The 19,416-nt window shown below is 45.5% G+C and carries 15 protein-coding genes; 1 reads left to right on the top strand and 14 read right to left on the bottom strand.

What is annotated here, in order from left to right:
* Positions 1-77: 77 nt before the first annotated feature.
* From PAEAM_RS01975 to PAEAM_RS01940, 8 genes are all read right to left on the bottom strand, one after another.
* The gene (locus PAEAM_RS01975; RefSeq protein ID WP_017691248.1) at positions 78-347 is read right to left on the bottom strand and encodes an HPr family phosphocarrier protein; all 270 of its coding nucleotides are present in this window, start codon (positions 345-347) and stop codon (positions 78-80) included.
* Between the two features lie 254 nt (positions 348-601).
* Positions 602-1,540 (bottom strand): DNA-binding protein WhiA, encoded by a 939-nt coding sequence (gene whiA / locus PAEAM_RS01970; protein ID WP_091038642.1) that lies wholly within the window; start codon positions 1,538-1,540, stop codon positions 602-604.
* A gap of 6 nt (positions 1,541-1,546) precedes the next feature.
* Positions 1,547-2,533 carry a gluconeogenesis factor YvcK family protein gene (locus tag PAEAM_RS01965; protein ID WP_017691250.1) on the bottom strand — a complete coding sequence of 329 codons (987 nt, stop codon included), beginning with the start codon at positions 2,531-2,533 and terminating at the stop codon, positions 1,547-1,549.
* A gap of 13 nt (positions 2,534-2,546) precedes the next feature.
* Positions 2,547-3,446, bottom strand: a complete 900-nt coding sequence (gene rapZ / locus PAEAM_RS01960) for an RNase adapter RapZ (RefSeq protein ID WP_047841457.1) — start codon at positions 3,444-3,446, stop codon at positions 2,547-2,549.
* Between the two features lie 51 nt (positions 3,447-3,497).
* Entirely contained in the window at positions 3,498-4,448 is a 951-nt protein-coding gene (locus PAEAM_RS01955; protein ID WP_017691252.1) for an ROK family glucokinase, read from the bottom strand.
* A gap of 447 nt (positions 4,449-4,895) precedes the next feature.
* Positions 4,896-5,927, bottom strand: coding sequence for an AI-2E family transporter (locus PAEAM_RS01950; RefSeq protein ID WP_036616412.1), 1,032 nt, complete (start codon positions 5,925-5,927; stop codon positions 4,896-4,898).
* A gap of 162 nt (positions 5,928-6,089) precedes the next feature.
* Positions 6,090-7,049, bottom strand: a complete 960-nt coding sequence (trxB, locus tag PAEAM_RS01945) for a thioredoxin-disulfide reductase (protein ID WP_036674745.1) — start codon at positions 7,047-7,049, stop codon at positions 6,090-6,092.
* Between the two features lie 171 nt (positions 7,050-7,220).
* The gene (locus tag PAEAM_RS01940) at positions 7,221-8,954 is read right to left on the bottom strand and encodes a tetratricopeptide repeat protein (RefSeq protein WP_100526435.1); all 1,734 of its coding nucleotides are present in this window, start codon (positions 8,952-8,954) and stop codon (positions 7,221-7,223) included.
* A 477-nt stretch (positions 8,955-9,431) separates the two neighbouring features.
* Between PAEAM_RS01940 and PAEAM_RS01935 the strand changes: the two genes are divergently transcribed.
* Positions 9,432-9,839: a hypothetical protein gene (locus PAEAM_RS01935; RefSeq protein ID WP_165789803.1), complete on the top strand. Its 408-nt coding sequence runs from the start codon at positions 9,432-9,434 to the stop codon at positions 9,837-9,839.
* Positions 9,840-9,985: 146 nt separating this feature from the next.
* Here the strand turns inward: PAEAM_RS01935 and PAEAM_RS01930 are convergent, their stop codons facing one another.
* The 6 genes from PAEAM_RS01930 to PAEAM_RS01905 all read right to left on the bottom strand — a co-directional run bounded on the left by PAEAM_RS01930 (position 9,986) and on the right by PAEAM_RS01905 (position 19,265).
* Positions 9,986-11,737, bottom strand: a complete 1,752-nt coding sequence (locus PAEAM_RS01930) for a hypothetical protein (protein WP_100526433.1) — start codon at positions 11,735-11,737, stop codon at positions 9,986-9,988.
* Positions 11,738-11,992: 255 nt separating this feature from the next.
* Positions 11,993-12,943, bottom strand: a complete 951-nt coding sequence (locus PAEAM_RS01925) for a sugar phosphate isomerase/epimerase family protein (RefSeq protein ID WP_100526432.1) — start codon at positions 12,941-12,943, stop codon at positions 11,993-11,995.
* Positions 12,944-12,992: 49 nt separating this feature from the next.
* Entirely contained in the window at positions 12,993-13,865 is an 873-nt protein-coding gene (locus PAEAM_RS01920; protein ID WP_076216878.1) for a carbohydrate ABC transporter permease, read from the bottom strand.
* Positions 13,866-13,935: 70 nt separating this feature from the next.
* Positions 13,936-14,835 carry an ABC transporter permease gene (locus PAEAM_RS01915; protein WP_076216877.1) on the bottom strand — a complete coding sequence of 300 codons (900 nt, stop codon included), beginning with the start codon at positions 14,833-14,835 and terminating at the stop codon, positions 13,936-13,938.
* A 131-nt stretch (positions 14,836-14,966) separates the two neighbouring features.
* Complete coding sequence (locus tag PAEAM_RS01910) at positions 14,967-16,556, bottom strand: extracellular solute-binding protein (protein ID WP_100526431.1); 1,590 nt, start codon at positions 16,554-16,556, stop codon at positions 14,967-14,969.
* A gap of 447 nt (positions 16,557-17,003) precedes the next feature.
* Positions 17,004-19,265, bottom strand: coding sequence for a helix-turn-helix domain-containing protein (locus PAEAM_RS01905; RefSeq protein WP_100526430.1), 2,262 nt, complete (start codon positions 19,263-19,265; stop codon positions 17,004-17,006).
* Positions 19,266-19,416: the final 151 nt, after the last annotated feature.

Raw genomic sequence — 19,416 nt, 5'->3', positions numbered from 1 at the left:
TTGCACTTGACGATAGCATAAACGTGAAAAACGCAAAAAAGCCCCTTTCGGGACTTCTTCATTGGATTGATCATATCTTATTGGTTTTCGAGCTCTTCCTTGCTTACCAGACTAACTAAAGCGTTTACAGCCTGTTCGGCATCCGCACCTTCTGCACTAATCTGGATTTCCGTACCTGTGCTAATTGCAAGGCTCATGATCCCCATGATACTTTTTGCATTAACTTTTTTGTCGTCCTTCTCGACGAACACTTCAGACGAGTACTTATTCGCTTCTTGAACGAACAGTGCCGCAGGTCTGGCATGGAGACCCGTTTTCAAACGGACAACTACCGGGTGCTTTGTCATGGAAACTTACCCCCTATTATGAAATCTGGACATTAAATACACAATTATATTTAAACAACATTATACCATTAACCCGTGCAGGACACTAGAAGAAAAAACTCAGGGTGCTTTGACGGGCATTATCTTGCCCTATTTCATCTTTTGCAGAGCGCATCCAATGACCTGAGTGAGTCTCCTAGATCCTTAACGGCATACTTTCCCGACCGTTTCTGTCAGCAGAAACAGCCGACCTTGTTACTTTACCCTACGCCGTCTTAACCATAACGTTCTGTGCGCACTTTTTCAGCCAGCTCATCAATTTTACGAAGCCGATGGTTCACTCCCGACTTGCTAACTGTACCTTTAAGGAGTTCGCCCACTTCCTTCAGATTGATATCTGGATGAGCGAGTCGAACCTCCGCCACCTCGCGAAGTTTCTCAGGCAGCGATTCCAGACCAACTTCCTTTTGCAACAACCGAATATTATCGATTTGTCTTACCGCCGCTCCAATCGTTTTATTCAGGTTGGCGGTCTCACAATTGACAATCCGGTTAACGGAGTTACGCATATCACGCATAATTCGTACATCTTCAAACTTGAACAAGGCCTGATGAGCACCAATGATGCTGAGCAGCTCAATGATTTTCTCGCCTTCCTTAATGTATAGGATGAATCCTTTTTTCCGTTCTATGCACCGGGCATTCAGATGAAATTCATTGGCCAGGTCAACCAGTGCCTGACAGTGCTCTTCATACATGGACGCAATCTCCAGATGGTACGAGGAACCTTCCGGATTATTAACCGATCCACCGGCCAGAAATGCACCGCGAAGATAGGCACGTTTACAACAGTTCTGCTGAAATAACTCCGTATTAATTCCTGGCGTAAACAGAAAACCTTCCGATACAATATGAAGACTGTTGAGAATCTCTTGTACCATGGTTGGAATTCGAACAATATATACATTGTTCTTTTTCAGCCGCATTTTTTTGCGGACCAGTAGTTCCGTATGCACTTGAAAATGCTTTTTAAGCAGAGAGTATGCCCGTCTTGCAATGGCGGCATTCTCCGTCGAAATATCCAAGATCACTTTTTTATTCGATAACTGCACTGCACCAAGCATACGGATGAGGGCTGAAAGTTCCGCCTTTTCGCAGCACGGTTCGCTCTCGATCATGGTTAACTCTTTTTTGGTCTGTGCTGCAAACGACATGGGACTTCACCTCTTCCGTAACATCCAATTTTGTACCAGTTGGTAGATGTGATGACTTAACTTGTCGGCATCATGACGCAGATAGGTTTTGAACAGAACAAGGGTATCTGCAACCACCTGATAGCCGGCACTTTCGAGTACATTCATATCCAGTACAACCGGTTTTGCTCCTTTTTCCGCATACTTATTTTGCACTTGCAGCGGAATATCACCATTATTTACGATAACATAGTCGAAGAGCTGATGACCTATATGCTCGTGTACCGCCTTAAGGTGGTCACTTACCGTATAGTTATCTGTTTCTCCCGGCTGTGTCATCACATTACAGATAAACATCTTCACCGCATCAGCCTCTACCACAGCTTCTGCAAGCTTAGGTACGAGTAAATTGGGAAGGATGCTTGTATAGAGGCTGCCTGGCCCGATCAGAATAGCATCAGCTTGACGAATGGCCTCTACTGCCTCTGGCAACGGCTCCACGTGATCCGGTTCAAGGAAAACACGTTTGATGCGTCCACCCGCCTCAGGGATTTTGGACTCACCTGTAATAATTGTCCCATCTTCCATCTCGGCATGCAACACAACGGCCTGGCCTGCGGCTGGCAATACCTCACCTCGAACGGCAAACACGCGGCTAAGCTCCCGCACTGCGGTCACAAAGTCGCCCGAAATATCCGTCATTGCAGCCAAAATCAAATTTCCCAAGCTGTGGCCTGCAAGCCCCGCGCCTGTATTGAAACGGTACTTCAACATATCTGAAAGCAATGGTTCTACATCAGCCAGTGCCGTAAGCACGTTGCGAATGTCGCCCGGAGGCGGCATCTGTAGCTCATTGCGCAGGATGCCTGAACTTCCACCGTCATCTGCAACTGTGACGATGGCCGTGATATCCAGCGGCTTCTCTTTCAAACCGCGCAACATCACGGATAATCCGGTTCCGCCGCCCATTACAACTATTCTCGGACGTTCTCTTCGTGGTCCGGCCTCTTTCATCCCTTCACCCTCTTCAATGACGGTCCCGGTCAGCGTCGCGATGGCTCACGGTAACAGCTTCTGTCTCGCTGCTTCCCAACATCTTGCCCAAATATTCCGATATTGCTACCGAACGATGCTTGCCTCCGGTACAGCCGATTCCAATAATAACCTGGCTTTTGCCTTCCTTCCGGTATTGCGGAATCAGGAAATGCAGCATATCCAGCAGCTTGGTCAGAAACGCCTGTGTCTCCGGCCATTTCATAACATATTCGTACACATCACTATTCTGTCCCGTATTCGGTCGCAGATGCTCAATATAATGCGGATTCGGTAAAAAACGTACATCAAACACCAGATCAGCATCAATCGGAATGCCATATTTGAATCCAAACGACGTAATATTCACCGACAGCATTTGGCTTTCCAGATGAGAAAAACGGGATATGATGCGTTCTTTCAGTTGAGCAGGCTTCATTGTACTTGTATTCAGTACCTGAGTCGCAGAGTTTTTGAGTTCCTCCAACATCTTGCGTTCCAGTCGGATGCCGTCCAGCGGCATGCCCTCAGGAGCCAAAGGATGTCTGCGCCTGCTTTCTTTGTAACGCTGAACAAGTACAGAATCTGTAGCATCCAGGAATAAAATTTCGCAATGAATGGTAAAATGATCTTTAATATAGTTCAAAGACTCGGACAGAGCCGTAAAGAATTCACGCCCGCGCAGATCGATAACCAATGCAACCTTACCAATCTTGCCGTTTGACTGTTCAATTAGTTCCGCAAATTTCGGAATCAATACCGGCGGCAGATTATCCACACAGAAGAAACCCAGATCCTCCAGGCTTTGTACTGCAATGGTTTTACCTGCTCCGGACATGCCCGTAATGATAATGAGCGTGGCGCCTGTGCCTGGTGATCCTTCACCTTCAAGCATAAATGTCCCCTCCTTATCATATTGCTGTCTTCATATATTGTTACGAGGATACTAGGAACGCAAGAGAAGACCTGCTGCACCCACAATACCTGCATTATTACCAAGTGTAGCTTCCAGAATCTGAACCCCATCTTGCAACGGTTCTGGCGTCAGCTTAGCAAACACAGTACGGATTTCATCAAACAAGAAATTGCCCGCTTTGGATACGCCGCCACCGATGATGAACATCTCCGGGTTAATGACAGCTGCTACAGTAGCCATGGACTTGCCCAGGTAAAAGGCCGCACGATTCACAATGCGCTGTGCCACTTCATCGCCTGCCTTGGCAGCATCAAATACTTCTTTGGCTGCAATCTTGTCGACGAGTGCCAGTGACGTATGATCCCCGCGCTCTACGGCATCCTTTGCCATACGGATAATACCCGTTGCAGACGATACTGTTTCTACACATCCCATTTTACCACAACCGCATTTGATGGCTTCCAGATCAGGTACAACACTGATATGACCCAGTTCTCCCGCCATACCGGAGAAACCCTGATAAATGTTACCATTCAGGATCAAACCTCCGCCAACACCCGTACCGAGTGTATAACATACGCAGTTGTCTACGCCTTTGCCGGCACCTGCCCAGACTTCACCCAGTGCAGCCACGTTTGCATCGTTATCTATTTTGATTGGCTTGCCCAGACGTTCTTCCAGAATCGAACGAATGGCCACATTCCGAAATCCGATGTTAGGGGCATGAACGATAATTCCCTCGCGTACATTCGTGAAACCGGCCACTCCAGCACCTACACCCTCAAGCTGTTCCCAACTGTACGGTGATTCGGCTACGATATGTCGGACATACTTCTCGATGTTGGCGATGACCGTGTCTACGCCCTTATCCACTTCAGTCGGTCCTTCATACGTATGCATTAGCTGACCTTGTTCATCGCATATACCGACCTTGATTGCTGTTCCGCCGAGATCGACCCCAACGTAGATTTTCTCAGACATGCTGCAAGCCACCTTTATCTATCTAAAATAGTTTAAGTCCTACGTACCAACTATAATTGAAGGATACGCCTGGGTCAAGACGAGAAGACCTCTAGTACCTCCTGCTCCGCCGGGGTTGTGAACCACATCACGCACCGTTTTTGAATACGTATACATCCTCATTACCTTCATTTATAAACGCACGCTTTATTCCTTCCTCCCCATAACAGAGGAAGCCTCAACTCATGATATTGCATCTTCACTCGTTCCATTCATAAAAGATGATCTTCGCCCCCTCAGAGTGGTGACTCGTCTTATGCACCCCGCCACCTGTCATTCTTACGCAGAAAGCTATCTAATGACGGTATTGCCAACAAAAAAAGAGCCTTCCATCCACAGGAAGACTCCCTTACTTTTATGAAAATCTGAAATTGTAGAAATTGGGCTGACTCAGTTGATTTTTCTACGTTATAACTTCGTTTCCACACGTACCGGCTCTTCTGTCTTCTCCATCTTGTTCACATCCAGAATATCAAGCAGGAAGACAAAAATCGGAATACCAATGATCAGTCCCCAGATCCCCAGGAAGTGTTGCGACAGAATTAGTACGATAAAGGTGTAGAACATTGGCAATTTGGTCTTGTGTGCCATCAGTTTTGGATTCAGGAAGTACGTCTCCAAAGCATGAATAACAATAATCATGATGATCACAATAATGCTTAATTTCAGTCCACCCATCTGATACCCAATCAGACAGAGCGGTACAAGTGAGATGATAACCCCCGCAACGGGAACCAGACTGAGCATGAACACCAGAATGGTCAGAGCGAACAGATACGGGAAACCCAGAATCCATAAGCCCAGTATCGTCAGTACTGTATTAAACACCGCAATAAGAAGCTGCGCCTCAATGACTTTACCAAAAGAAGATACGAATTTGTCTCCCAGATAAGCAACTTCATTGTAGAACCATCCGATTTTACTTGTTTTAAACTTGGACGTGAACTTGGATATCTCCTGCTTTTGCAACAAGAAGAACAGACTCAGAATGATAACGAGCAGAATAAACTCCAGCCATTTGCTCAAAGCGAAAATATATTTCAATGCATCATTGGTGTAATTTTTAATATCGAATGATTGAAGATAACCCGCAATTTTGGATGCAAAATTATCACCGTCTGCACTATCCAGAAATTTCATAATCTCGTTTGTCAACTGAACAACCTGATCCACGATCCGTGGTGAATATCTGGAAATGCCAAGCACAATGACTGCGATCACAATCATATAGAGTAGGATGACTACAACTTTATAATTGATTGGAAACAACCGATTTAAACCACCTGTAATGAAATGCTGTAACCTGTTCATGACATACGTCACCAGGAACAACAGCAGAATCATGTGCAGCATACTCCCCATACTGAACAAAATTAAACAGAACAAGAGCAGGATCAAAAATCGTCTCACTGTCGCATTCTGTAACCAATCTTTTATCATTTCCCCCAAAATCTTCACCTCACAGCTAATATGCCCTATATGTATACGATCTCATGCCCACTGTAGTTTCAAAAAAAGAGAAGCCTTCCGGCTTCTCTCATTTCATGAGACTTCCCGTTGTCTCTTATTCCCAGCATATGCCTAACCTCACGCATGTAATGCTTATTTATCCAACGTTTCGCTCCAATCATGGACAATGCTTCCTTCAAGGAACTTCTCACAATCCATCGCAGCCATACATCCTGATCCTGCAGCCGTAATAGCTTGACGATACTTCGTATCTTGAACATCACCACAGGCAAATACACCCGGAATATTGGTCTCCGTTGTTCCGGGTTTAACGACAACATAGCCATGTTCGTCCAGTGCAATCGCATTACCCAGGAATCCGGTATTCGGTGTGTGACCAATGGCAACGAATACGCCATCTGCTTCAAGCAACTCTTCCTGCCCCGTCTCGTTGTTGCGCACTTTCAGCCCTTTGACACCCAAAGCTTCAGGTACGACCTCAAGAGGAGTACGGTTCAGTGCCCACTTCACCTTTTCATTGCTGCGAGCCCGATCCTGCATAATCTTGGATGCACGTAATTCATCCCGGCGGTGAACCAATGTCACGTCTGTTGCAAAACGAGTCAGGAAACTCGCTTCCTCCATCGCGGAGTCTCCACCGCCCACGACCACGATTTTTTTGCCTCGGAAGAAGAAGCCGTCACATGTCGCGCATGTACTTACACCACGTCCCACATTTTCCTGCTCGCCCGGAATACCGAGATAACGAGCGGAAGCACCTGTGGAGATAATGATCGATTCAGCTTCCAGTTCACCGATTCCTCCAACTTTGACCTTGAAGGGCGGTTTGCTGAAATCAACCTCTTCCACCCAACCGTTTTTGAATTCCGCTCCAAAACGTTCAGCTTGCTTACGCATGTTGTCCATCAGTTCCGGACCCATGATACCTTGCGGGAAACCGGGGAAATTCTCAACTTCCGTTGTCGTCGTCAATTGACCACCCGGCTGAAGACCTTCGATAACCAGTGGTTTCAGATTAGCACGAGCCAGATATATCGCTGCTGTCAGACCCGCAGGTCCCGTTCCGATCACAATCGTTCTGTATTTAGACATATAGATACAGCCTCCTTAATTAAGGTGAGAATGTGTTGTACTAGCGATGAACTTGCCAAGATGATATCCTACAGGCGTTTACGAAGCCCATTCGTTAAGTTTACCCGTTTTCCCGGTTGTTGTATCCTTCACCTGATGATGTCTTTCTGAAAACGAGTTGAAGCGAACTTTCTATACTAGTGGTGGCTTGCTGTTACAAACCGAATGAATCTGTTTAGCATACTTGCTAACCGTTGATGCCGATATCCCATACCGCTCAGCAATGCTTTGATAGGTAACGGGCCGACTGTGATTCTTCGCTGCCAAATATTCAAGTCCTGCAGCCCAACCCTCAATCTGCTTCGTACCCGGAACTTCCGGATGTACCCGGGATACATAATCCGTCCAGAGCCGTTCCATCTCGTGCTGCAACTCAGCCTTTGCTTCAGACATCTGTAACGCACGATCAACAACAGCCTGCCAATGGGAAGTTGATCCAGTGTCCGATTGCTCTGATGTGGATGGAACCTTCCCAATAGACTTCAAGGGTACAGGAGAAAAGGGGCGAACCACCTGAGAATTCCGATCCTCATGTTCAGCCGATTTCAATCCGTTCAGTACAGTTTGTGCTGCCTCAAGCAGATCCTTTTCTTCTCCAGGCTCTTCAATAAAGGATTGCAGAGCCTGTTGCACCTCATAGTCACCGATCATCCCAAGCGCATGAATAACCTGTAGCTTGGTTGCCCGATCACCATGACGCAATGCCCAGAAGAAGGATGAGCGAATCAGTGGATCATTCTTCATTTCTTCAGGTATGCCACTACCGTAGTTCTCCCACTGTCTGAATTGCTCATCAAATGGCAGATGATAGTGATAGCTCAGCTTCTCTGGCTCTTGCTCGCCTTGTTTTACAGCCTCAAGACCTGACAGATAATACCGGGATACTTCGGAACCCGGATCAAGCTTGGACACATGATGCCATAAACGCTCAGCAGCATCATAACGTTCTGTATTATAAGCCGCCACGGCTGCATAGTGAGCAAGTGCCGGATCAGCAGCTGTCTCTTCGTCCTTGAGCAAACGCCGGAAGTGAACATAAGCCGTATCGTGTTGGCCCAGAATTCCCATCGTTGTCGCCAGTTTGTAGACTTGTTCGTGCTGGAAGGGCACGATGACCCGCAATTTTTTGATCAGAAGCAGCACTTGATCAGCCCGGTTCTCATTTTGATGGAAAATGGCCAAATTACAGAGTGCATGCAGATTACCTGGTTCCTGTTCAAGCACTTCGGCAATGGTCTCTTTTGCTTTGGGAAACAGACCCATATAATAGTAGGCGAGTGCCAGATTGTTACGGGCAGCCAAGTAATCAGGATAATCAGAAGACATGCCTTCGAGCAATTCAGCAGCCTGTGCAAATTTCCCTTCTTCCAGCAGTTCCCGTGCCTGATCGTGCTCCACTACACCTTTGCGTGATTTGATTCGATTCAGTTTGGTCGGACGATCCAGCTCATAATACAGAAGCTCCATCATCTCTTCGGCTTCCGTCATGAACTGACCTTGGGTGTCCTCCTCCAGATAGGTAACAAGTGCTTGCTCGGCTTCCTCAAACCGATCCATATTTGCATAATTGTTCGCCATATAAAAATAACATTCCGTCATCGACGGATCTACCACTTCCAGCACGTTAGCCAGAATGGCATTGGAGGCTTCGTAATCCCCCTTCTCCGATAATATACCCGCCATATTACAATGATTTACCGGATTTTCCGGTTCGTATTCAACAGCTTTGCGAAAATATTTTAATGCCTTGTCGACATGATTACGGTCCAGCGAGCGGACAGCTCTTTCAAAGAAGAAAGAAGCATCCAAGTGAATCGGTATAATATTGGCAAGGTGTCCCTCAGCCCGCACTAGCTTGCCCTTCATCTTCCAAGGCACCTCCTCTTTGCATTTCATTCATACTCTTCAGTATACCACATCTTAAGGCCCACTTCTCAATATGTAGTTTCATGTCGTTTATGAAAAAAATGCAAAAGAAGATGATATTCCATTTTGCGGAAACCTATCACCTTGGAGCGTTGTTTATTCAAAGGAAAACCATGTTTACCTAGAGACTCCTTCACTCACTTACCATAGGCTCTCTTTGCAGTATTGCATTAGTCTATTCTTGTCGGTTACGCGGCATCTAACTGGATTCGGTCCGGTTATAATGAGATGAGTGGCCTATGGTATTATTATCCTTATTGTCCTTTTTAGTAGTTTATCTCCATTAAAAATCAAACAACGTATATTAGCTCTGACGGTCAGCCTCTTTTTCGCGTATGTAATAAAAAATAAATATTTTAAGGGGATGTTATATTGAGGATCTCAAAGATAAAACCACTTATATTCATCTTAATATGCTTGTTTACTTTGAATGGATGTTCAAAAGATATAGAAAACATAGAAAATAAGTTCACATTAGAGGATGTACTGAGCGCGCTCGAGTCTCAAGAACTGGATTTAGTGTCCTTTGGTATCACCGGGTATCCTTTGAAATTAAATGATGTTGTACCTGAGGTGTACTCCGTTGAAGTGCCCGTGGAAGAAGAACCATATAGCCCTGAATTTATACATTTTTATATTTTCAATTCAGAAAAGGGTCGCATCAACGGGACAAAAGAATTCAATAAACACATGGAAAGCGCCCAATTTACAACATTCCCTTTTCTATATGAGAAAGGAAATGTTTTTATCGTTTACTGGAGCAAAACCAAAGATGATCCTCTGTTCACTAAACCAATCGAAACTGCGTTAGAGCAACTGAAATGATCATAGTTCATACATTACTGGACTGAGCTGGACAGTGGGAATATCATTTTAGAACGTTAATTGCAGTCATTCGTCGTTCGTAAAAAAAGAAGACCGAGCATTTGGGCTCGGTCTTCTAACTATTATGGCTTAAATATCTAATAAATCTAGATCTTCGACGCCATCGAAGGAGAAAGTGAAATATGAAGGGTTTTATCAAACGGCGTCATGAAATTGACCAGCACAACCTTACACTTGTCCGGCAGTTTTGCCTCACGTACCGTTGCCGCCAGATGACCCAGTTCGCCCCCGGTGATCTCCAGCCAGTCTTCTCCGCAGGTATAGCGTAAAGTACCGCCTTTCCACAAATAGTGACCCTCACTCGTTTCAATCGCGTCCTCACAGGTCAGCTCACCTTCGCTTCCGAATACAAAGGATAACTGCATCATAATGTCCTCCGGTTCCTGTCCAGATAGATGCATGTTCCATCCGTTTTCCGTTGGCTGTAATTCTGCTCCTACACGGAATGTCTGCTCATGAGTAAGCTGACGACTCTGATGAGGTAACAAATACCATGGACTTATATCTGATGCAGCCGATTCTGGCAGCAGGTTCGCAGGGATTGGGCCGTAATAACCTTTTTTCTGCTCACCAGTTAGTCGATAGCCTTCGGACAGCCTCGTCATTTGCTGCATAGGTACATACCCTGGATTAAAGTAAGAGGCCAGTTGCACAGCCAGCAGGCGCACCTTGCCATGACGAAGCGCGAAGAAAGAAGGAACTTCTGTCATCACAGTCACACTTGTAGCACCATCCCGAATTCGGGCTACCGGAGCACCAAAATCCGTATGCATCCGACTGTGCGAAATACGACCGTGATGCCCTACTGCGTCCATCTGCTCCAGATATTCTCCCCGTACAAAATGTTCATTCAGCATGACCTCATACTGTTCCGGTAATGCATCACGTGTGTCATTGGTCTGTTGAAGCTCCGGCTCAAGCATTAATCGAATGAGCGTATTCACCGAACATACTCCCGGATCTGTCAATGTATCTCCAGCCCAGGCTGCCATACCGGCTAAGAGTGGATCACCGTCCAGCCGAGCCAAAATGGCATAAGGCAGATAGTAAGGAGACAGATCATGAACACTGCCCAGATCCTGTCGCCCTGAATAATCCGTAACAATTTCACCCGTTGGATGGACCAGATACACCATCATGCGGAGATTAAGCCTCACTGGTTCCAGCAGTTCAGGACGATTGAGCAGGCGCGCAGCATGAATTAACATGATGTCGCTAACTGCGCTGTATATCCCATTGCTCCGTTCTGTCCACTCCCCATCAGGTGTAATATCCATGCCTTCATCCATCCACTGCTCTGCGCGCTGCACAGCTTCCTCCAGATCAAATATTTTATGCAGGAAACCAAGCGCCGCGCATAGCACCCAGCGATGATTGGGCGTATGACAACCTCCTGTAAGCATGGTTGGGATTGTACGTTCCAGAAACAGCCTCATATTGTTCAATACAGGTTGAAGCGGCTCCCATTCTTGCTGCTGAAGAAGCTGATACAACTGTGAATACCCTACAACGACAAATGCAGTATCCGGAGGGGAATGGTAATTGGTCCAGCCAGGCGATATTGAACCGTCTTCATGCTGGAAACGGAGTACAAATTCCGTAGCTAACAGCAGTCGATTTAACAACGATTCATCCCGGTAATAGATAGAGTCCGGATTGGAGAGCGCAGCTCCCCAGTAACACATATCCGTGGGCGTTCCAGTCGTATGGTTGACCCAGGCAACACCTGTGAAGGGATCAATTGTCCCTCCATAGTAACGGCTTTCCGGGTCAAGCATCTGCCGGGATATGCCTCTTTCTACCGCTCTGTCATTACTGTCCACCAGTTGTTTGTACATGTGCAGTCCCCTCCATACCAATGCATTCTCCCGATGTGCGGAGTATGTTGCTTCAGTGCCTTCAATTCAGACCGGAAGCCTACTCATACCGCCCGTAGGTGAGTTCATTTTTCTCGTCAGTATATATCATATTTCTACAAAAGTCGCTAGAAAATCTGTGCTTGTTTTACTACATATTTATGGGTCTTCGTCACTGAGAAAACAGTCGTTAAACACATGCTGTGAACATGCAAACTGTTTCCCACATCACCGCGCCTACTCTGTCACTCCAAGCTTCTTCATTAGCAAGTCATGACTCTCATGAATCTCTTCTGCCTTACAGGCAGACTTCAACTCATACACCTTCACCTGTGCGCGACGAATCATCGGCAGATAGGCATCATAGAAGTTCATATCCTTACTGTGTACATACGGGCACCAGTGATCCGAGAGACCAAGTGTCTCATGGATATGGACCCCTACGATATCATCCATCAGGCCTTGCATTTCTCCCACACTGTCATAAAGGCCCATTCGGTCCATCATGATGGCATGACCTGTATCGTACCAGATACCAACCGGAGCCCCTTTGAGAGCTGTGATGATAGTCTTGGCTTCGGCAAGGGTAGGAATCTGTTGTGGTCGCGATCTTGTCTCGATGCCAAAACGAACATCCAGACCTTTAGCTGCCGCCCGATTGCATACCTCATCCAGACTGGCGATAATTTTCTCCACATACCCTGAACTGAGGGCTTCCCGCCGCTCCATCAGCTCAGCCCATTTGCTGCGATACTTCGGTGAATCCGGACCTTCCTCGTTATAGATCTTTCCAAGGTCTTTGCTGATATCCTCAGGAAAAGGTACTTCTCCGGGGTGCACAACAACAGCTTCTCCCCCATAACGCTGGGCATATTCAGCCGACTCTACCAGCAATTCGATCGCCCGTTTACGTTTCACTTCATCTTCGAAACCGAGCAAGATGGAATCCGTACCATAATCGGGATCAGGGTCATGTGGAAAGGTATTGTGGACACTAGAAATTCCGATCTCTCCACGCTCAATCATGGGCTCAATCGTCTTGAGCATCTCCTTCGTCACATTATAATTGAGCTCCACCCGACGAAAGCCGAGATCCGCAATCTCCCGAATCATATCTTCCCCGACATCATGTTTTCGGATATTCCAACATGTGGAGAACGAATATATGCCCTTATCTATGTGCTGCATCTGATTCCCTTCTCCTTCCCATTGGCTGGAGCTTACCCCGTTTTTAATATCAACCTTTTACCGCGCCAAGCATGGCACCGCTGACAAAATACTTTTGCAGCCACGGATAGACAAGCAGAATGGGTACAGTTGCGAATACAACTGTGGCTGCCTTGAGACTTTCCGGAGTCAGTGGTGTGCGGTTAGCACCTTCCATCAATGTAAGTTCACTCACCATGTTGTTTTGAACCATTTGGAAGAGCTTCAATTGTAGTGGATACAACTTGGGATCATTAATATACAAAAGTGAATCCTGGAATCCATTCCAGCGACCAACCGCATAGAATAGCGCTAATGTGGCAAGTACAGGCATGGATAATGGCAGTATGATTTTGAATAACGTGTGTACATGTGAGCTGCCGTCAATTTCTGCTGATTCTTCCAGACTTTCAGGAATGCCTCTGAAGAATGAGATCAGGATAATCAGGTTAAATGGACTTACCAATCCCGGTAAGATCAGTGCCCAGACTGAATTAAGCATATTGAGATCACGAATGAGCAAATACTCGGGAATCATCCCGCCACTGAAAAACATCGTAATGATGATGACATACATGAAGAGCTTGCGCCCTTTCAATTTTTTCTTGGTTAACGGGTATGCAGCAGCAAGTGTGAATAACATGCACAACACTGTGGTTGCCACTGTCAACACAGACGTAAAGCCCAATGAGTAGAGCATAGATTGATCAGAGAATACTTGAATATACGCATCCCAGTTAAATTCTTTAGGAAAAATGGTCACTTCTCCCGAAGTAATAGCCCTGTTAGAACTTAGAGATATCGCAATGGTGTGCAAAAATGGAGCCAGACAGAATATAACAAACAAACTGATAAAGGAGATATTAACGATATCAAAAATCCGATTTGAGGTGCGTTCACTCATATGCGCACAGCTCCTTTACTGATGGCCTATACATACAAGCCGATTGGCGTATCTTTCATGCTTTGATAACTTATAAAATGCCTTCGCCGGTTGCCTTTTTTGAAATATAGTTAGAGCCAAGTACAAAGATTAGCCCTACAACAGCCTGGAATAGTCCTACGACAGTTGCCAGCGTGTATTGTCCTGATTCAAGGCCGACCCTGTATACAAAGGTACTAAGTACATCTGAATATTCACGTACCGCTGTGTTACCGATAATATAAGGTCGATCAAAGCCAATGCTGACCATATGTCCGAGATTAAGAATGAGCAAGGTCACGATGGTTGGTTTGATACTTGGCAGCGTTATGTGCCAGATTCTCTTCAGCCGCGATGCTCCATCGATCTCAGCTGCTTCAAACAATTCCTTGTTGACGCCGGTTAATGCGGCCAGATATAGAATGGTTCCCCACCCTGCACTTTGCCAGACACCTGTGAATAGGTACGTCACAAGCCATGGATTTTTCTCTGTCAAAAATGGTATCGAATTAAAGCCCATACTCTCCAGTACACCGTTAACCATACCGGATTGATTACCGAACAATTGGTATACAATTCCCCCGATGATAACCCAGGAGATAAAGTGAGGAATGTACAGAATCGTTTGCGATATTTTCTTAAACCATTTGAATCGAACTTCATAGAGCATGATTGCCAATATAATTGGAGCAGGGAACGAAACAAGCAGGTCGAGGAAATTTAGCATGAAGGTGTTTCGCAATGTAGTGTAGAAGTCCCGCATTCCAAATACCTCGCGAAAAGCATCGAAACCGATCCACTCACTCCCGTTGATGCCCTGAAACAAGTTGAAATCCTTAAAAGCGATCTGAACCCCGTACATTGGGCCGTAACGAAAGATCAAGAAGTAGATCAGAGGCAGTGAGATGAGCGCATATAATTGCCAATACCTTTTCAAGTATGTGATGGTCAAGTCGGTTTCCTCCTATCAACAGAGAAACGGCTGTGCCGCCCATACTGGCGGCACACGTTCCTTCCAAAGTTATGCGGTAAATTACATATTGATTTAGTATTCACAAGATGAACCTGTTTATTTGATAACGCTTACTGAAGTGCTGCTTCAAGCTCTTTCTTCAGTTCTGTGCCACCCAGTGACATGAAATCATTCATTTCTTTTTCATATACCGCTTCGAAGTCTGCCGGTTTAGCCATCGCAGTTTTCACAATAAGCACTTTCAACTTATCATTTAGCGCTGTACCATATTTAGATTCTGCTTCAATTGGTTTGCTGAAGATAACCGGTCCGATCGTATCCGTATTAGCGATATCAATGGACTGTCTCATCAGCTCTTGGTTACGTTCAGGGAAGCCTGCAATCCATGCGGCTTCATTGGCTGCCTGATCTCCAACTACTTTACCGTTGGCAATGATGGCCATGTCACCACCGTTGTAGACACGATCTTTGACATCCTGTGGTGCATCATCTTTAACAACTGGAACACCATCAACCTTATCGTAATTTTCACCTTCGACACCGGTGTTCATCTCCAGCAAGTTCGTTCCAGAAGCCATCCAGTCTAGGTATTTCACTGCTTCAACCGAACGTTTGCTGCTTTTTGGAATCATGATGTACATACCGTTGCTGCCATAACGTGATTTGATGTGTTTGTTGTCCACATTTGAGTTGGTGTAAGCGTCAACTGCTACAACTTTGCTATCCGGTACATTTTTGGACAAATTATCAAGCATACCATCTGCATACAGAATCTGACCTACGTCCTCAGACATGTAGCCAATATTACCGTTCTGGAAGTCTTTGACCAATTGCGTTTTTTCTTCATCAAGACTGAAGTCTTTGCTGATCAGACCTTCATTGTAAAGCTTGTTAAGGAACTGCATCGCATCTTTGAAGCCATCATGCAACGGTAGCTCGTAACGCTGACTGTACGTAAGCCCATCTTGTACGGGTTTAATAAAAGAGTAAATCAATGTTTCGTACTGCGCTGGGGCAAGTGCCATACCCATTGGGATGTTTTTGCTGCCCAGATTGCCCGGATCTTTCTCTTTGAATGCTTTCAACGTTTCGTACAACTCATCCGTTGTTGTTGGAGCATTCATGCCGACTTTATCTAGCCAATCCTGGCGAATATATGAGTTGTAACGAGCCGTAATGGCACGTTTACCTGGAATAGCGAATTGCTGACCTTCAAGCTGACCAAATTTCAACAGGTCTTCGCCGAGATATTCTTTTAAGTTAGGTGCATGTTCATTAAGCAGTTCACCTACTTCAGTTAGACCACCTTGCTGAGCATAACGGTAGAACACACTGGAGTCGTATACAAACACAATATCTGGAACGTCGCTTGGGCTGGCCATTAACACGTTGAGCTTGGTTGTTTCTTCTGAACGTTGAACAGGTACGAATTGCACATCAATGTTATTCGGATCGCCGAATTTCTCTTGAACAAATTTAGTTAAGTAGTTGTTCGTGATCGTATGTGGAGAAGGACTGTTACCACGATCGAAAACCTCCACTTTCAAAGTAACACGCTCACCATTAGTTGTTGCCCCGCCTTCTGCTGATTCTTTTTCTGATGCAGACGAGCACCCCGCAAGTAAGGACACTCCCATTACCATCGTAAGTGCCAGACCCATCCATTTCTTCTTACTCCCCTTGGTTGCTTTTCCAATCATTTTGTCATCCCCTTTTACTTTGCGTGAATGTTAAGGCTTGCTCCGAGTATTCCACATCTTTCCGAACTCTAGCAATAAACCAATTTCGGAAGCGCTTACAAATGGATTATGGTTTATATGCTAAGCCCATTTTCGCAGACTGCTTATTTTCTCAAAACTGCGCGGCCCTAAGCTAAAATGGCTCTCAACGCCTCATGACTCGAAACTGCCTGTCCCCATTCGGATAAACCATTTTCACACACTGCCTATATTCGTACACGGGGAAAAAACAGGAATATTAGCTTGCTATCCTGCGAAAACAGTTGCATCCGATCTCGGGCAGCAGAGAACTGTTCAACGAAAACAGGGCGAACCTCTGCAAGCCTGCTCTCCTAGTGGAAAGTGACTGCATGAAATTCACCCTGTGTTATCCTGATGTACAGATCTCAGAATATGTTCACTTCTGCGTTACTCTTCGGGTTCTCGATGTTCACGTTTCAAACGACGATAATCTCCTGGTGTAATACCCGTTACCCGCTTAAATACACGTCCCAACGTAATTCCATTTGCATACCCAACCTTCAGGGCAATATCCTGCAAAGAGTAGTCGGTATTGAGCAGAAGCTGCTCCGTCTCCTTCATGCGAAGCTCTGTAACAAAATCAACAAACTTCATGTTGAATTCTGTCTTGAACAAATAACTCGCATGTTTGCCCGTAATCTGGAATCGATCGCTCAGATGTTTCAATGAAAGATCAGGATTCGCAAACTGTTCTTCGATATAATTTTTCATTTCGTTAACCATGGCTTTGTAACTCTTGGTTTCCGTTACCGCTACATACGTTCTGAACAAGTCCGTCAGACCATCAAACAAAAGACTTTTCACATCCGTAAGCGTCTCTGCCTCTTCCACAGCACTCAACCATCTGTTGATGTTATCTTCGGACAGCTCTTCCTGGAGTCCTTCCGACATCATGGCCACCTCTCGGCTGAGCATCTGTAACATGGCCTGAATCAGAGAACGAATCTCATCATCCGGCAGTTTGTTCTGTTCAAATGCTGTAAAGATATCCTCCAACTGTTCCCGCCACTGTCCACTCGACATCCGGAACCGCTTAACAAAGTCCGCAATCATCTGCAGATAGGTATAGGTATCCAGCAAAGGATGCTGTGGTTCGCCGCAGTCGGCTTGGCCGACATCTCCATTCATCAATAGTTTACGTTGCATTACCGCTTCTGCGGCCGCATAGGAATCTCGTATTGTACCGATTCCCTGAGCAATAGGTCCAATGCCAAAGCTTAAAGAAATGCGTAGATTTTGTTCTACCCAAGATTTACATTCCTCAGCTACAACACGAATCTGCCCAGACATATCCAAGTTGCTATCATTCTGTTCTTTGAACACAAAAAGGATTGCAATTCGATCCACACTAATCCATTCCGTCCAGCATTGAACTCCCGTATTACGTGACAGCTCTTGCAAAACGTTCATCAAGGCAAACTTCAGCGTATTTTGTTCACCTCTTGTGTACCTCTCCTGAAATCCCTTCTCATAACGGTTAATCTCTCCAACAACAACGACAAAACGCGACGAGTCATGCACGTCATTCAGCGGAGAGAGTTCTTTTAGTTGCTCTGCTGCGTTTTCCATGTGATCCCCATGCAACAGGGCATTGAACAATTTGCTGCGCTGCATGAGTACATTTTCCCTGCTTTTCTTGTCATAATCCATCATATGATTAATCAGATTCTCAAGCACACCATCAATCATCTTCATCTCATCCGTGCGAGCACCTGAGTGTTCAAAAGCCCGAATCTGATGAGACTCAATCCGGTTCATGATGATCTGAATGGGTTTATAGTTACGGCGAGTAATATACACGATATACACAATCGCACAGATGACAGTCACAATAGCAATGATTACCCATACATAAGACACGACAGATACCCAGCCAAATAAGTTGCCGGCCTTAATTCCACTGGATATTGTCCAGCCCAGTCTTTCTAGCGATAGCCTATTCAGTTCCTGACCATCTATCGATCCCTCTTGGTCCGAGTGTGCATTATACACAACCTTACCGTCCCGATCCGTAATCGTCAGGAATGAGAGCTGACCATTAACCATACTATCTACACTCTGTTCAATGCTGCTCATCTTGATATTAATGACCAATGTGCCCTGAGAGCCAAAAGGCAAAGGCATGTCCTTGTTCACCGTTAATACGCGAATAGGGGTACGTTGAGCAGAGTCCGCATCGAATTCCCGGACCGGCTGCCAGCCTGAACCGATAGACCCGTTAACCATCTGATTAATCCATGCCTTATCTGAGAAACTGTCCGCTTCTCTGGAACCACTTACGGTCAGAACATGTTTATTTCGCTTGTCATATAGATAGATGGATTGAATCCATGAGGACGAATTGGTTAGCTCACGTAAATTCTGCGCTATTGCATACACCGTGTCCGAGCTGGTCAGTTTTGTGTTATTAAAATAGAGTTTGTATGCCTGCTGACTCTGTACCGTTTCCAGGATGGATAGTTCAATATCCCTGATTGTGCGATCCACCGTGTCTATCATATAACTGGAGGAGATCCGGTCTGCTTTTTTGGTTTCCTCTTTAGAGATGTCATTGATGAAAACAAACGCGATGAAAATGAGTATGGTCACCGTAAGAAAAAAAATTGGGAAATAAGAGAACAGTAACCGGTAATACCAATTACGAGACAATAGACCCCACTCCTCACTCCACGATGCCAATGTTCTCAGCCGTGGTTCTACTGTTCAGCATCCATCTCACCTTAGGGGCTGAATACTATATGATAACGCTATCATAACTGATTTTATGTTATTATAGCACAAGCCTCTGAGCAACAAAGCA

The sequence above is a fragment of the Paenibacillus sp. GM1FR genome, assembly GCF_002803315.1.
Lineage (GTDB): Bacteria > Bacillota > Bacilli > Paenibacillales > Paenibacillaceae > Paenibacillus > Paenibacillus amylolyticus.
Note: the sequence above shows the minus strand (reverse complement) of the source record. Positions and strands in the feature narration are given on the sequence as shown.

What these genes read in the sequence shown, in the direction of transcription:
- whiA (WP_091038642.1), bottom strand. Translation starts at nt 1,540, where the DNA reads ATGTCGTTTGCAGCACAGACCAAAAAAGAGTTAACCATGATCGAGAGC.
- PAEAM_RS01950 (WP_036616412.1), bottom strand. Translation starts at nt 5,927, where the DNA reads ATGATAAAAGATTGGTTACAGAATGCGACAGTGAGACGATTTTTGATC.
- PAEAM_RS01930 (WP_100526433.1), bottom strand. Translation starts at nt 11,737, where the DNA reads ATGTACAAACAACTGGTGGACAGTAATGACAGAGCGGTAGAAAGAGGC.
- PAEAM_RS01910 (WP_100526431.1), bottom strand. Translation starts at nt 16,556, where the DNA reads ATGATTGGAAAAGCAACCAAGGGGAGTAAGAAGAAATGGATGGGTCTG.
- trxB (WP_036674745.1), bottom strand. Translation starts at nt 7,049, where the DNA reads ATGTCTAAATACAGAACGATTGTGATCGGAACGGGACCTGCGGGTCTG.
- PAEAM_RS01940 (WP_100526435.1), bottom strand. Translation starts at nt 8,954, where the DNA reads ATGAAGGGCAAGCTAGTGCGGGCTGAGGGACACCTTGCCAATATTATA.
- PAEAM_RS01920 (WP_076216878.1), bottom strand. Translation starts at nt 13,865, where the DNA reads ATGAGTGAACGCACCTCAAATCGGATTTTTGATATCGTTAATATCTCC.
- PAEAM_RS01965 (WP_017691250.1), bottom strand. Translation starts at nt 2,533, where the DNA reads ATGAAAGAGGCCGGACCACGAAGAGAACGTCCGAGAATAGTTGTAATG.
- rapZ (WP_047841457.1), bottom strand. Translation starts at nt 3,446, where the DNA reads ATGCTTGAAGGTGAAGGATCACCAGGCACAGGCGCCACGCTCATTATC.
- PAEAM_RS01975 (WP_017691248.1), bottom strand. Translation starts at nt 347, where the DNA reads ATGACAAAGCACCCGGTAGTTGTCCGTTTGAAAACGGGTCTCCATGCC.
- PAEAM_RS01955 (WP_017691252.1), bottom strand. Translation starts at nt 4,448, where the DNA reads ATGTCTGAGAAAATCTACGTTGGGGTCGATCTCGGCGGAACAGCAATC.
- PAEAM_RS01925 (WP_100526432.1), bottom strand. Translation starts at nt 12,943, where the DNA reads ATGCAGCACATAGATAAGGGCATATATTCGTTCTCCACATGTTGGAAT.